The organism is Candidatus Binatia bacterium (assembly GCA_036504975.1).
Classification (GTDB): Bacteria; Desulfobacterota; Binatia; order UBA9968; family UBA9968; genus JAJPJQ01.
Genome location: DASXUF010000141.1, coordinates 1 through 12,901, shown reverse-complemented (window position 1 = coordinate 12,901; position 12,901 = coordinate 1). Strand labels below are relative to the sequence as shown.

Annotated in this window: 12 protein-coding genes; 5 read left to right on the top strand and 7 right to left on the bottom strand. The window is 60.1% G+C overall.

Annotation, left to right across the window (positions count from 1 at the left end; all coding sequences use genetic code 11):
• Positions 1-14: 14 nt before the first annotated feature.
• A complete protein-coding gene (locus VGL70_17935) occupies positions 15-437 on the top strand; it encodes a hypothetical protein (GenBank protein ID HEY3305406.1) in 423 nt (140 codons plus the stop codon).
• An 804-nt stretch (positions 438-1,241) separates the two neighbouring features.
• Here the strand turns inward: VGL70_17935 and VGL70_17930 are convergent.
• Both VGL70_17930 and VGL70_17925 read right to left on the bottom strand, forming a co-directional pair.
• Complete coding sequence (locus VGL70_17930) at positions 1,242-2,828, bottom strand: ATP-binding protein (GenBank protein HEY3305405.1); 1,587 nt, start codon at positions 2,826-2,828, stop codon at positions 1,242-1,244.
• A 49-nt stretch (positions 2,829-2,877) separates the two neighbouring features.
• Entirely contained in the window at positions 2,878-3,735 is an 858-nt protein-coding gene (locus VGL70_17925) for an alpha/beta hydrolase (protein HEY3305404.1), read from the bottom strand.
• A 211-nt stretch (positions 3,736-3,946) separates the two neighbouring features.
• Here VGL70_17925 and VGL70_17920 point away from each other — a divergent pair, with 211 nt between their 5' ends.
• Positions 3,947-4,174, top strand: coding sequence for a hypothetical protein (locus tag VGL70_17920; protein HEY3305403.1), 228 nt, complete (start codon positions 3,947-3,949; stop codon positions 4,172-4,174).
• 99 nt (positions 4,175-4,273) lie between these two features.
• Here the strand turns inward: VGL70_17920 and VGL70_17915 are convergent, their stop codons facing one another.
• Complete coding sequence (locus VGL70_17915) at positions 4,274-4,849, bottom strand: class I SAM-dependent methyltransferase (protein ID HEY3305402.1); 576 nt, start codon at positions 4,847-4,849, stop codon at positions 4,274-4,276.
• Positions 4,850-4,980: 131 nt separating this feature from the next.
• Here VGL70_17915 and VGL70_17910 point away from each other — a divergent pair, with 131 nt between their 5' ends.
• Positions 4,981-6,786 carry a radical SAM protein gene (locus tag VGL70_17910; protein HEY3305401.1) on the top strand — a complete coding sequence of 602 codons (1,806 nt, stop codon included), beginning with the start codon at positions 4,981-4,983 and terminating at the stop codon, positions 6,784-6,786.
• A 27-nt stretch (positions 6,787-6,813) separates the two neighbouring features.
• Here VGL70_17910 and VGL70_17905 read toward each other — a convergent pair whose 3' ends face one another.
• Both VGL70_17905 and VGL70_17900 read right to left on the bottom strand, forming a co-directional pair.
• Positions 6,814-7,923 carry an extracellular solute-binding protein gene (locus tag VGL70_17905; GenBank protein ID HEY3305400.1) on the bottom strand — a complete coding sequence of 370 codons (1,110 nt, stop codon included), beginning with the start codon at positions 7,921-7,923 and terminating at the stop codon, positions 6,814-6,816.
• Entirely contained in the window at positions 7,924-8,850 is a 927-nt protein-coding gene (locus tag VGL70_17900) for a PhnD/SsuA/transferrin family substrate-binding protein (protein HEY3305399.1), read from the bottom strand.
• A gap of 75 nt (positions 8,851-8,925) precedes the next feature.
• Between VGL70_17900 and VGL70_17895 the strand changes: the two genes are divergently transcribed.
• Positions 8,926-10,182 (top strand): anaerobic sulfatase maturase, encoded by a 1,257-nt coding sequence (locus VGL70_17895; protein HEY3305398.1) that lies wholly within the window; start codon positions 8,926-8,928, stop codon positions 10,180-10,182.
• Between the two features lie 203 nt (positions 10,183-10,385).
• Here the strand turns inward: VGL70_17895 and VGL70_17890 are convergent, their stop codons facing one another.
• Both VGL70_17890 and VGL70_17885 read right to left on the bottom strand, forming a co-directional pair.
• Positions 10,386-11,591, bottom strand: a complete 1,206-nt coding sequence (locus VGL70_17890; GenBank protein ID HEY3305397.1) for a CaiB/BaiF CoA-transferase family protein — start codon at positions 11,589-11,591, stop codon at positions 10,386-10,388.
• Positions 11,592-11,655: 64 nt separating this feature from the next.
• Positions 11,656-12,165 carry a MaoC family dehydratase gene (locus VGL70_17885; GenBank protein ID HEY3305396.1) on the bottom strand — a complete coding sequence of 170 codons (510 nt, stop codon included), beginning with the start codon at positions 12,163-12,165 and terminating at the stop codon, positions 11,656-11,658.
• An 80-nt stretch (positions 12,166-12,245) separates the two neighbouring features.
• Between VGL70_17885 and VGL70_17880 the strand changes: the two genes are divergently transcribed.
• On the top strand, positions 12,246-12,901 hold a 656-nt coding region (locus VGL70_17880), incomplete at its 3' end, for an acyl-CoA dehydrogenase family protein (GenBank protein HEY3305395.1).

Below are 12,901 nucleotides of genomic sequence, written 5' to 3'. Positions count from 1 at the left end.
GCGAGCATGGAGTCATGGGATGCTTTGCGGATTTTACATTGAAGCCGGCCGGCCCGTTGTCTGCGGAGATCATGGCGCGCGGCGTCAGCGATTTCCGCGCCGCCGGGCGCTACCTGCAAAAGCTTCCTTACGGCAGGACATTGGATCGAGCTGACTTCGGCGCCGTTCTTCGCAAAGGGAAAGGCACGTGCAGCACGAAGCATGCGTTCCTGGCGGCTCTTGCTCTTGAGCAGGAGTTCGACGTCATGCTCATGCTCGGTGTCTATGAAATGGACGAGCGCAATACTCCGGGCGTAGGCGCCGTGCTTCAGCGCTACGGCGTCGCGGCTCTCCCCGAAGCGCATTGCTACTTGATGTATGAAGATTTGCGCATCGACGTTACGCGGGCAGGCGCGCCGCCGGCGCCATCAGCAAATTTCTACGCGAGGAAACGGTAGCGCCCGAGCGGATCGGCGAGTACAAGACTGCGTTACATCGTCGCTTCATGCAGGAATGGGTCGCGAAGAATTCGGAGAAGATCAGTGGGCGGAGCTTCGAAGACTTGTGGCGGATTCGCGAAGAGTGCATCGCCGCGCTGGAGCCATGATGTTTGTTCCGGTGAAAGGCTTTCTCAAAGGAGAAAGTCTCGGACGAGTATCCTGGATCAACGTGGAGTGCTGGAAGATGGATGAAGATCGCCGAAAATTCCTGAAGGTAATCCTTGCAGCGCTTCTGACATTGGTCCGTGAGACCGGCGGGAAATTGCTGCCGGCGGCACGAGCCGCCGGTCGAAAAGGGGAGGAGCCTAAGATGAGCGCTACGACAGAGGGCGTGGAAATCTCGGCGCGTGAATATTGGAACAAGACGGGCATTATCCTGACCAAAGGAAAGCGGTACTCGTTTGTCGCCGAAGGCGAGTGGCGACGCCTCGCACCCGTGCGACGCCGACGGTTGGGTGCCGGAGTGAGGCAAGACGACGGACAAGATCCTCGAATATCTGAAGCGCGAGTCGGGACAGCGGCTGTTCAAGCTGATCGGAGCGATCGACAAAAAGCGCCCGTACATCGTTCTCGGCACCAAAGGCTCGTTTATCGCGCCGGCCAGCGGGGAGCTGTTTTGCTTTGCCAACGACGTCCCCGGTTTTTACCGGAACAATTCGGGAAAAGTAACGCTGAGGATAAAACCTGAGTGACGGACCTCTCGATCCACGTACCTGTATTGGCAAAGTATCGGGGAAGTCGATATTCCGTAGGACGAATCGGCTACAGTTTTTTTCTCCTTCGCGACGCGGGCTCAGCGAGCGCTTCGCCCCAGCGCGACAGAAACGCCGTAACAAAGCCGTGCTCGTTGGCCGACTCGACGGCCAACGGCGCAAGCGCCATCGCCACGGCCAATGCGATGTGATACCCGATCGACCGTGATGCCAGCGCGCGGCGATAGGCCGGATGCGCGCGGTTTACCCAGACGGTGGATTCCTGCAGGCGCCCGATCTCGAGATCCTCCGGACGGTTTTCGAACTGGATATCGAGCCCATAGTGCGCCGGTTTTCGCGCGCCGCTCTTGCCCGGCAACATTATGCCGTCGTGATTGGATGCTTCAGCTTGCGCCGGTTCGGCGTCTTGTGGCTTTCCATCGGACGGTTCTTGAACCGTCGATTCCTTTGCATCCTCCAAATCCTGCTCCACTTCCGCCTGTCCCATCACCGAGGCGGTCACCAACGCGCGCGAAGCCGCGACCCCGCCGCTGGATCCCAGAGCCAGTCTCTTTTGGCCGCCGGCGCGGTGTTCGACGAGGGATGTCAACAAGGGAAACTCGCGGGCAAGATCTTCGAGCACGTGCGCCAAATCCCTCTGCAACGGGCGGACTTCCTTCGGGCGCGCGTCCTCGGCCGTCTCCCGCGCATCACCCCAGGCGGCGAGCTGCTTCGACACCGCTTCCTGAATTCCTTTGCGAAAGGCGAGATAGGCGGCGCCGCGCGCGCCGGCGCGAATGAAATCTCCTTTATTGAGAGTCAGGCAAGCCGCCAACTCCGGCACCTCGATCAAACCGCCCACGCGCTCCGGCGCGGAAGGCGTCAGCCCCAGCCAATCCCACCCTCTGCGAATAACTTTTCCGTAGGTGCTGATCGCGAGCCCGCGCTGCTCTTCGGGAAGAGGAATGTCTTCCCGGATCAGATAGCCGAAAGCCGAAGGCTTGCGTTTGCGCATCAGGCGAATTTCCAACGGACCTTCGAGCGGCGCCGTCCATCGCTGTTTTTCCAGCCGCCGGCCGTTGACGCGGATCGCGACGCCTGCGGGATAATGCGCGGCGATAAAATCGTCGAAGGTCGGATCGAGCAAAGGCTGGTAGTGCCGGCGCACGGCGGCTTCGAGAAAACCGGGATCGAGCAAGGGAGAGAGAGCGTTGTGAACTTTGAGACGGACCGCTGTTCCCCTTTCGGGCGCCAGGCCGGGAGGCGGGACCCACTTCCACGGCGCGCGATGGCGCGACGCCAGACGCCAGGAAGTCGCGACATGGCTTTTGCCGCGGCGCGTCTCCGTCACGACTTCCTCGCAGACCAGCAGTCCGAGCTTGATGCCGACGCCGGCGAAGCCGATGCCTTGCCCGCGCGTTTTGGTGCTGGCGGCGACGTCGTGGTAGCGCGCCAATTCCCGGCGGCGCATCCCGGAGCCGTTGTCCACGGTCGTCAAGGTACTGTGCGCGGGCTCGGCGTCAAAAGCGATCTCGGTGGCGCCGGAGTCGAGGGCGTTGGCAATGATTTCAGTGAGAATCGTCTCCTCGATCGACCCCGGATAAGCGTCGCGCAAATCTTCGAGAAGATGCAGCAGATCGACGCGGGTTTCACCCATCGGCAACGTCCATTGGAGTAGAGTTGTTGGATAGCCGCTTTCCGCTTCGCTATGAAATACCTATCTCGTCGGCGAAGCGCAAGATCTGCTCGACGACGGCGTCCGGCTGCTCTTCCTGTAGATAATGGGCGCAGTTGGAAATCACCGCGCCGCGCACGTCGCGCGCGGCCGCGCGCCAAGCTTCCAGCACGGCTTGCCGGGCAACCGGGCCTCTCTCCGACCAGAGTGCGCAGACCGGGGTCGTGATCTTGTTCCCGCTCTGAAACCAGTCTTTCCAGTACGCCGCGTCGTCTTCCAGGGCGTGTCGATAGTCCGCGAGGACGGCCGCGACCGAGCCGGGGCGGCAGAAGGGCGCCAAAAAATTTTCCTGCTCCTCCGGCGTCAGATGAGAGTGACGCTGCAAAAACAACGAGAAGAACAGACGCGGGTCTTGTCCGATGATTTTTTCGGCGACGCCTCTCTGGCGAAAAAAATCCATGTACCAACCGCGTCCGCTCGGATCTCGCGGGCGGTCATCCCTCAACCCGAAAGGGAGACAGTCGAGCATGACGAGGGCGGCGATATTTTCCGGGCGGTCGGCGGCCAATCTCTGCGCGACGGGCGCGCCCCGGTCGTGGCCGACCACCATGAACTTCTCCCATCCAAGCGAGCGCGCCAAACCCAGCGCATCCGCCGCCATCGTCCGGTTGTCGTAGCCTGCGGCGTCCGGTGGCCGATCGGATTCGCCGTAGCCGCGCCGGTCCATGGCGACTACACTGAACCGTTCCGCTAAACCTGGCGTCACCTTGCGCCACAGACGCCGGTCGCGCGGGAAGCCATGAATCAGCAGCAGCGGGTAACCGGCGCCCGTCTTCTCGTACGCAAGGCGAATTCCATTGACGGAGGCATGCTGGACTTTGTCTTCCACAGCGGATTTATACTCCGCTTCGCCGCGGTGGACAATCCGGCGCCGCGTGAAAAGCGGACGCGGCTCGCAGCGGAAACGAAACCGGCAAAAATAATTCTTGACAGCGTCCCGCGTGTCAGAGTATGAGGGCCAATGAGCACTGTAATGATAATTCTATAAGAACAGATTTCTGTTCCAGAGTTCGACATCACCCCAGCAGCGAGGAGCCGCCATGGAATACGTCGTCATCAGTTATCCGACAACGCGTAAGGTTCGCATCGATGGCCAGGACGCCGGGTTCACCAACGAGACGCTCATGGTGGAGACCGGCAATCATATCTTCGACCTGGGCATTCCGCGGGACTATCAGCCCCAATCCGTCACGCAGATCGTTCAAAGCACGACTTCGATCGGTCCTCTGATCATCAACGATTTTCATCCGTCGAGAGGCGTTGGATGACGACGAGTCGGCGGCTGCCGGAAGATCTGCGGCGTCGAAACGCCGGGCGAGGCCGAACTTGTCAGGCTGAAAAAGCGCGGCTGCTCCGAGACGGCGACTTTACGGAGCGGCGGGTTGCGCCTCGACCTTCCACAAGTAAAGCGTGCGGGTGCCGTGGTATTCGGATGATGATGGATCCGCGCTCACATCCACGGTCTCGATTTTTGTCGGCTTCCAGTCGTCGATGTCGTAGTCGTGAGCGACCACCCGCGAGCCGGGCTTTAGCCGCTGCAGCTTCGGGCGCATCTCATTGTTGAACCATTTGTACATGTAAAGGGTCACCACCGTCGCCGCGGAAATATCCACCTGCAATCCGTCTCCGGCGCGGAACTCGACCAGGTGGCTCACGCCCTCCTCGGCAGCCTTGCGCCTGGCCTCATCCACCAATAGCGGATTCATATCGACACCGACTCCTCTCGCGCCGTATCTTTTCGCCGCGGTAATAAGAATGCGGCCGTCGCCGCAGCCCAGATCGTAGATCACGTCGTCTTTCCGGACTTCGGCGAGCTGAAGCATGCGGTCGACGACGATCATGGGCGAGGGGACGAACGGAATCGCTTCGCCGGACCCGGTCGTCGATGGCAAGACAACGAGCGAAAGAAGCGCAAGAAATCGTACCGATCGATGGTGCATCATGAAAGCTCCACTTTAGGGTTGCAAAATTTATCTCGAAGACCCGAAGCTTATGCCAGTTCGTGAGAACTATGTCAACGTGTGAGAGGCTGCTCTCTTGCCAAGTTGCGACCCTTTTTGATACATCCTCATTAATGGGCGCTATCGGCGGCAAGGCCAAGAGGTTCTATCTCGAGCTGATCAAGCCGTCCCACTACGACGACAACGGCTACGTCATTCAGTGGTGGCGCGCCTGGATTCCCTCCAATTCTCTCTCGAGCGTCTACGGACTGGCGCTCGACGCCATCGAGCGGCGCGTCCTGGGCGACAACGTCGAGATCTCCGTCGGGGTCTATGACGAAACGAATATCGTCGTGCCGATCAAAAAAATCATCCGCCGTTTTAAGCAGAACGGCAACTATGGTCTCGTATGTCTCATCGGCGTTCAATCTAATCAATTCCCCCGTGCGATGGATATCGCGCGGCAGTTCCGCGCCGCCGGCATTCAAGTCGCGATCGGCGGCTTTCACGCGAGCGGCTGCATCGCGATGCTTCCCGAGCTGCCTGACGGCCTCAAAGAAGCGCTCGCCATGGGGATCACGTTGTTCGCGGGCGAGGCGGAGGAAGGCCGCCTGGCGGCGATCCTGAAAGACGCGCACGAGCGCCGGCTCCAACCGATTTATAATTTCATGGAAGACCTGCCGCACATGGAAGGGCAGCCCATACCGTTTCTTCCCAAAGAGCACGTGAGCCGCTACTTCCGCGACCTCGCCTGCTTCGACGCCGGCCGGGGCTGTCCGTTCAGTTGCAGTTTTTGCACGATCATCAACGTCCAGGGGCGGAAGTCGCGCTACCGCGACGCGGACGACGTGGAGCGCTTGATGCGCGCCAATGCCGCCCAGGGCGTGCACCGCTATTTCATCACCGACGACAACTTCGCGCGCAATAGAAATTGGGAGCCGATCTTCAACCGCATGATCGAGCTGCGCGAGAAAGAAGGATTTCAGACCAACTTCGTCATGCAGGTGGACACGCTGTGCCACAAGATCAAGAACTTCGTCGAGAAAGCCGCGCGCGCCGGCTGCAAGCGCGTCTTCCTCGGCCTCGAAAACATCAATCCCGACAGTCTCAAGGGCGCGTCGAAAAACCAGAACCGGATCACCGAGTACCGCAAGATGCTGCTCGCCTGGCGCAAGGCCGGCGTCATTACCTACTGCGGTTACATTCTCGGATTTCCGACCGACACGCCCGAGACGATCGAGCGCGACATCAAGATCATCCAGCGCGAGCTGCCGATCGACATGCTGGAGTTCTTCATCCTCACGCCGCTTCCCGGCTCGCAGGATCACAAAGAGCTTTACCTCAAGGGAGTATGGATGGACCCCGACATGAACAAGTACGACCTGGAGCACGTGACGACCGGGCACCCGTTGATGTCGAAGGAAGAATGGCAGGCGATCTACGACAAAGCCTGGCACACCTACTACTCGTGGGATCACATCGAGACGCTGCTCAAGCGCGCGGTCGCGACGGGGCTGAGCCCGTTCCGCCTCGCCGACATGATTTTTCAGTTTTACGGGAGCTATTTCTACGAGCGGCTGCACCCGCTGCAAACCGGCCTCATCCGGCGCAAAGTGCGCGCGCAGCGGCGGCACGGTCTGCCGCTGGAAAATCCGCTGTTGTTTTATCCCGAACAGGTCTGGAAAATGCTCATGACCTACATTCCCGCGCTGCGCTTCCAGGCGAAGCTCCACAAGCTCCGCAAGCGCATCGAGCAAGATCCCGCGTCGCGGAGCTACACCGACATCGCCATCACGCCGGTGAATGATTTGGACGAGGGAGAAAATTTGCAGATGTATCAGTCCACCGACTCTGCGCGCGCGGCGCTGGCCAAGGCCAAGGCGAAAGCGCAGACGCAGGCGTCGAGAAACGCCGCGGCGCCGGTAAGAGTCCCGGCGTAAATCACCTCAAAGAAACTCCTCCAGCCTTTATTTCTGCGGCAGGACTTCCTTCACCAGCTTGAAGATAGGCGTCAGGTCCTGAAATTCGGGCTTGGCGAGATCGAAATATTTTTTTCCCGGCTCGAGCTTGTTGTAAGGATCGACGTCATCCTTGGGGATGTCGATCCGGCGCGAGTTGTGGGCGTCGGGCCGGCCGAGCTTCTGCATGGCGATCTGACCCTCGCGCGAGAGAAACCAGTTGATGAACACTTTAGCCGCGTTGGGGTGGGGCGCGCGGTTGAGCAAGCCGAGCGTTCCGCCGGCCGCGCTCGAGCTGCCGCCTTCCTTCCAGTTCTCGGTGTCGAGAAAATCGATGTGAAGACCTTGTTGCTTCGCTTTCGCGACCTCGCCTCCCGCCGTGCAGCGAATGCAGAGAGAAAATTTTCCGGACGCGAGCCAGTCGGTCATCTGGCGCGCGTCACGGCTGAGCGTCACTTGCATCCCGCCGTAAAGCTTCCGGATAAATGCCGGGCCCAGCTCCGGGTGGTAATAGAAGAACTGCAGCGCCGCTCCCATTCCGGTCGTCGTCGGATCGAGCGAGGCGATTTTCCCTTTCAACTTGGGACTGAGAAGATCCCGGTAAGATTTAAACTCGGCGGGTTTAACTAATTCGAGGTTGTAGCTGATCTGCCCCGATTGCGAGTTGGCGGCGAAGGCGAAGATATGACGCTTCTCCGGATCGATGTAGCGATGCTCCCCTTCGTGCCACTTGGACGGGTCGAGAACCTCGGGAAGGATGAGCGCGGGCTTAAAAGCTTCCAGCGCGTTGGCTTTGTAGAGCACGTCGTGGAGCGTGTTCGCCCCGGCGCCGAGAACATCGGGAAGATATTTGTCGGCCCTGCGCTCCGCCAGGATCCTGGCGCCCAACTGTCCTCCCGGTCCGAGAACGGTTGTGACTTTTATTTTCGGGAAAGTTCTCTTGAAGCTTTCGAGAATGCGGTCGTAATCGTAGCAACAGCCGTAGAGAGTGAGTTGGCCTTCGGCCTCGGCGGCCCGAACGGTGTTATCCCATTCTTTCTTCCAGTCGGTCTGAGCCGGAAGAATCTCAGGGCGGCAGAATACAAAAAACAGCGCGGCGGCCAAAACGACTGCAACCATTTATCTCTCCAGCGTCTCCAACGCCTTCTTGTAGAAGCGTTCGTCGATGTATTTCTCCGGCTTGGGAACCGGACGCTTCATCAGACCCACTTTCTCGCGCAGCTCCAGCACCGTGCGGATGCCTTCCAAATCGATGCGGCTCCGCGGCGTAAAGCCGAATTTCGGACTGACGCTCTCTTCGTAGGCCTCGTCCGCTACCGCCAGCGAATTCTTATTTTCCGGCAAGAGAAGCTTGATGGCCTCGCCTTTGTTCCTCGTATCCATGATCCAGTCGGTCGCGCGTATCATGGCGCGAGTGAAGCGCACCAGCAGCTCTTCGTTGGCCGCGGCCCATTGCCGCCGCGTCGCGCCGAGCCCGCGGGCGTAATGCTCGACATAGTCCTCGGACCGCGCCAGGATTTTGAAGCCGCGCCTGTCGATCTCTTCGTCCGACAAATTCATCATGCCCGCCGAAGCCTCGCCGCGGGCGAGCGCGTCGGCCCGCTTCATCGTGTTGCCAAACGCCTTGAACGTGTAGTCGCGGTTCAACTCCAGGCCGTGCTTCTTGAGCATGCAAATCATGACGATGGCAAACCCCGTCGTCGGCGCGTCCACGGCCAGGACCGTTCCCTTGAGGTCGTCGAAGACCCTCACGCCCGGCGCCACGACGAGTTTCTGCCGCAGGCCCTGGCTGCCGCCGAGAAAAATAACAAAATCGTTGGGCGTCGGGTCGGCTCCTTGTCCTTCCGCCCAGGCGATCACGTTATCGGCGTTGTTGAGAATGAGATCGTATCGCCGGGCGATAAGATTGCGCATCAAGGTCGGCGAGTCGGTGACGATATCGAGCTCGACGCGGATGTTTTCCGCTTGGAGAAAGCCCTGACCTTCCGCCGCGAGGGTCGCCGCGTCTTTGGTGAAAGCTCCTATTTGAATGAGATGTTCAGCCATGACGGCTTGTTTAGCATGGAAGCTCTTGGCGATCCAGCGAGCCTTTGGTAGTGTAGGCGATCGGAGGATCAGAAGGTGACGACGGCCTTACGCGAGTTTCAGGTGATGGCGAAGCCCATCGGGGCGATTTGCAACCTCGACTGCCATTACTGTTATTATCTCAAGAAGGAGTTTCTATATCCCGAAGGCAACGCCTTCCGGATGAGCGACGAGGTGCTGGAGCGCTACGTCGTCCAGCAAATCGAAGCCGCGCCGGGGCCGATGGTCAACTTCGCCTGGCACGGTGGGGAGCCGACCGCGCTCGGACTCGCCTACTTTCAGAAAATCGTCGCGCTCCAGCGGAAGCACCGGCCGGAAGGAAAGAAGATCAGCAACGGGATTCAGACCAACGGCACGCTTCTCGACGAAAAATGGTGCCGCTTCTTCGCCGCCGAGCGCTTTCAAGTGGGGCTCAGCATCGACGGACCGCGCGAGCTGCACGACCCCTACCGCGTGGACAAAGGCCAGAAGCCGACGCACAAGCAAGTACTGCGCGCGTTCCGGCTGTTGACCGAGCATCGTGTTCATTGCGACGTGCTCTGCGTCGTGCACGACCGGAACGTCCGCTATCCGACGCAGGTCTATCGGTTCTTCAAGGAAATCGGCGTCGAGTTTCTCCAGTTCCTGCCGCTGGTGGAAAAAGTCGAAGGCGGCGGCGTCAGTCCGCGCACGGCGCCGGCGGAGGCCTTCGGCGCTTTTCTCTGCGCGATCTTCGACGAGTGGGTGCGCAACGACGTCGGCAAGGTCGCGATTCAGATCTTCGACGAGGCCGCGCGGCCGCCGGCCGGTCTCGATCATTCGCTCTGCATCTTCCGCGAGACTTGCGGCGACGTGCCGGTCGTCGAGCACAACGGCGATTTTTTCTCCTGCGACCATTTCGTCGAGCCCGAGTATCGCGTCGGGAATATCGGCGAGAAGCATCTCGGCGAGCTGGTCGAGAGCCCGGCGCAGCGGGCTTTCGGAGAATCGAAGCGCGATTCCCTGCCGCGCTATTGCCGCGAGTGCGAAGTTTTAGCGATGTGCAACGGCGGCTGTCCCAAGGACCGGTTCATTCGGACGCCCGACGGCGAAGAGGGTTTGAATTATCTGTGCGCGGGCTACAAGCGATTCTTCATCCACAGCCGGCCTCATCTCAAGAGAATGGTCGAGCTGTGGGAATCGAACCAGCCGGTGGAAAAACTGATGGAGGCGGTTCGGGCCCAAGACGCGAGCGGATCTCCTCAAGTCGGACGGAACGATCTGTGTCCGTGCGGCAGCGGCAAAAAATTCAAAAGATGTTGTGCCGGCCGCTGAAAAGGCCGTCTGGCCCTCAGCCCGCCCGCGGGTCTCTTTCCGGGCCGATGCGATACGGCTGTGCTACGCGGCACGAGATTGCTATGAAAAATTCTGCAGTACGGTCGATGCTGCTCGTCCCACGCATCGGCCCTCCAAGAAACCCCCGGGCGGGTACCCTAGTTGCACTCAAACTACCTTGCTCGCACCAGAGGCAAAACCCGTCAGATTACATTTTCGCTGCGAAGGTTTTTGATAGCGGCGTCGTCGTAGCCGAGCTTTTTGAGAATCTCTTCGGTCTGCTCGCCGAGGTCGGGGATGCGGTCGTAGCGCGCGGGGCTGGCGGAGAGGCGGAGCGGATTGCCGATGACGGGAACTTTTCCGACGGGAGATTCGACCTCGCGGATCAGCCGGCGCGCGACGGCCTGTGGATGGGCGAGAACTTCGGCGATGCCTCTGACTTCCCCGTAAGCCAACTGCGCTTTCTTGAGGCGCTCCAGCCATACGGTGTGGTCGCGCTCGAGAAAAATCCTTTCGATCTCCTCTTCGAGCACCGCACGGTTTTTTCTTCTCTCCTCGACGGTCGCAAAACGCGCGTCCTCGAGGAAGTCGGGTCGCCCGATGACTTCTTTGCAGAAAACCTCCCAGTCTTTGGGAGTCGCGACTGCGACGTTCACATATTTTCCGTTCCCCGCCAGATACGGTCCGTAGGGCGTGACGTAGTGGTGCCGCATTCCGATCCGCGGAGGCTCTTCTCCTTGATGCCAGTAGTGGTGGGGGAAATAGCCGAGCCACGAGACGATCGATTCGAACATGGAGATATCGATGAATTGTCCCGCGCCGGTTTTCTCCCGTTGATAAAGCGCGAGGGCGATTCCTAGCGCCGCGTACATGCCGGAGGCGATGTCCACGATGGCAATGCTCGCCCGCGCCGGTTTATCGGGGTAGCCGGTAGTCGCCAGGATGCCGCCTTCGCCCTGGACGAGGAGATCGTAAGCCTTCACGTCGCGGTAAGGCCCGTCCTGGCCGTAACCCGAGAGCGAGCAATAGATGAGGCGAGGGTTGATCGATATGAGTTTTTCGTATCCGAGCCCAGACCTCTCGGCGACGCCCGGCGCGTAGTTCTCGAAAAAAATATCGGCGCCGCGGATCAGGCGATACAATATCTCGCGGCCTTTTTCCTGCTTCACGTCGACGGTGAGGCTTTGCTTGTTGCGGTTGAGCCAGACGTAGCCGGAAGAGAGTCCGCGGACCGCTTGGTCCCAGTGCCGGATCAAGTCGCCGACGCCGGGGCGCTCGACTTTGACGACCTCCGCGCCCATGTCGGCGAGGATGCAGCTGCAGAACGGGCCCGCGAGCACCTGCTCGAACGAGACCACGCGCACGCCGTCGAGGGCGCGCTGCGTCGAAGATTTCTGATCGCTTGTCACGCAGCTCTCGCACTTTCCCCCTTCTCCCTAACCCTCTCCCGCTGGGAGAGGGAAGGGCGAGGGATCATTTCGACTCACCTTTGACCTCCGGAAACAGATCGCTCCTGGGCGCATGCGCTTTTTTCCAGACCATCACGCTGCGCGTGTAATCGATCACGACCTTGCCATCCTGTTTGACGCCGCGCGTGCGCACCTTGACGATGCCCCACTGCGGCTTGGATTTCGATGCGCGTTTCTCGACGACTTCGGATTCGGAATAGAGCGTGTCGCCGGCGAACAACGGATTGGGCAGCTTGATCTCGTCCCAGCCGAGGGCGAAGCCGTTCTCGCTCACGTCGGCGACGCCCATGCCCGCCACGATCGCCAAGGTGAGCGCGCTGTTGACCAGGCACTTCCCGAACTCGGTGCGCTTGGCGTACTCGTTGTTGAAATGAATCTGGTTGGTGTTGTTGGTGAGCAAGGTGAACCAGATATTGTCCGCCTCGGTGATCGTGCGCCCGAGACGGCAGCGATAGACGTCGCCGACCTCGAAGTCTTCGAAGTAGCGGCCTTCCCAGCCGGGCTTCACGGCCATACGCTTCCTCCCCGATTTTGCATTTAGCCTTTCGCGCTATATACTGCGGTTCAGCATCACCGTAAATAGCGGAGGCGAGGATGGATTTCAACCTGACTCCCGAGCAGCGGCAGATCCGCGAAGAAATCCGCAAAGTCTGCGGCGAATTTCCCGGCGCTTACTGGAGGGAGATCGACGAGAAGCGCGCCTACCCGGATGCCTTCGTGCGGAAGCTAACCGAGCTGGGCTGGCTCGCCGCGTTGATTCCCGAGGAGTACGGCGGCAGCGGGCTGGGAATCACCGAAGGAAGCATCATCCTCGAAGAGATCAACCGCTCCGGCGGCAGCGCGACCGCCTGTCACGCGCAGATGTACACGATGGGAACGCTCCTCAGGCACGGGAGCGATGAGCAGAAGAAGCGCTACCTGCCGAAGGTCGCGCGCGGTGAATTGCGCCTCCAGGCCTTCGGCGTGACCGAGCCGAACGCCGGATCGGAGACGACGCGTATCGAGACGACGGCGTCACGCCGCGGAGACTCTTACATCATCAACGGTCAGAAAATTTTCATCTCGCGCGTTCTGGAGTCCGATCTGATGCTGTTGCTCGCGCGCACGACTCCTTACGACCAGTTGACTGACAAGACACGGGGCCTCTCGGTCTTCATCGTCGATCTGAGAGCGGCAAAGGGCAAGATCGAAGTGAAGCCGCTCGATCTCATGATCAACCACCACACCAACGCGCTTTTCTTCGACGGCCT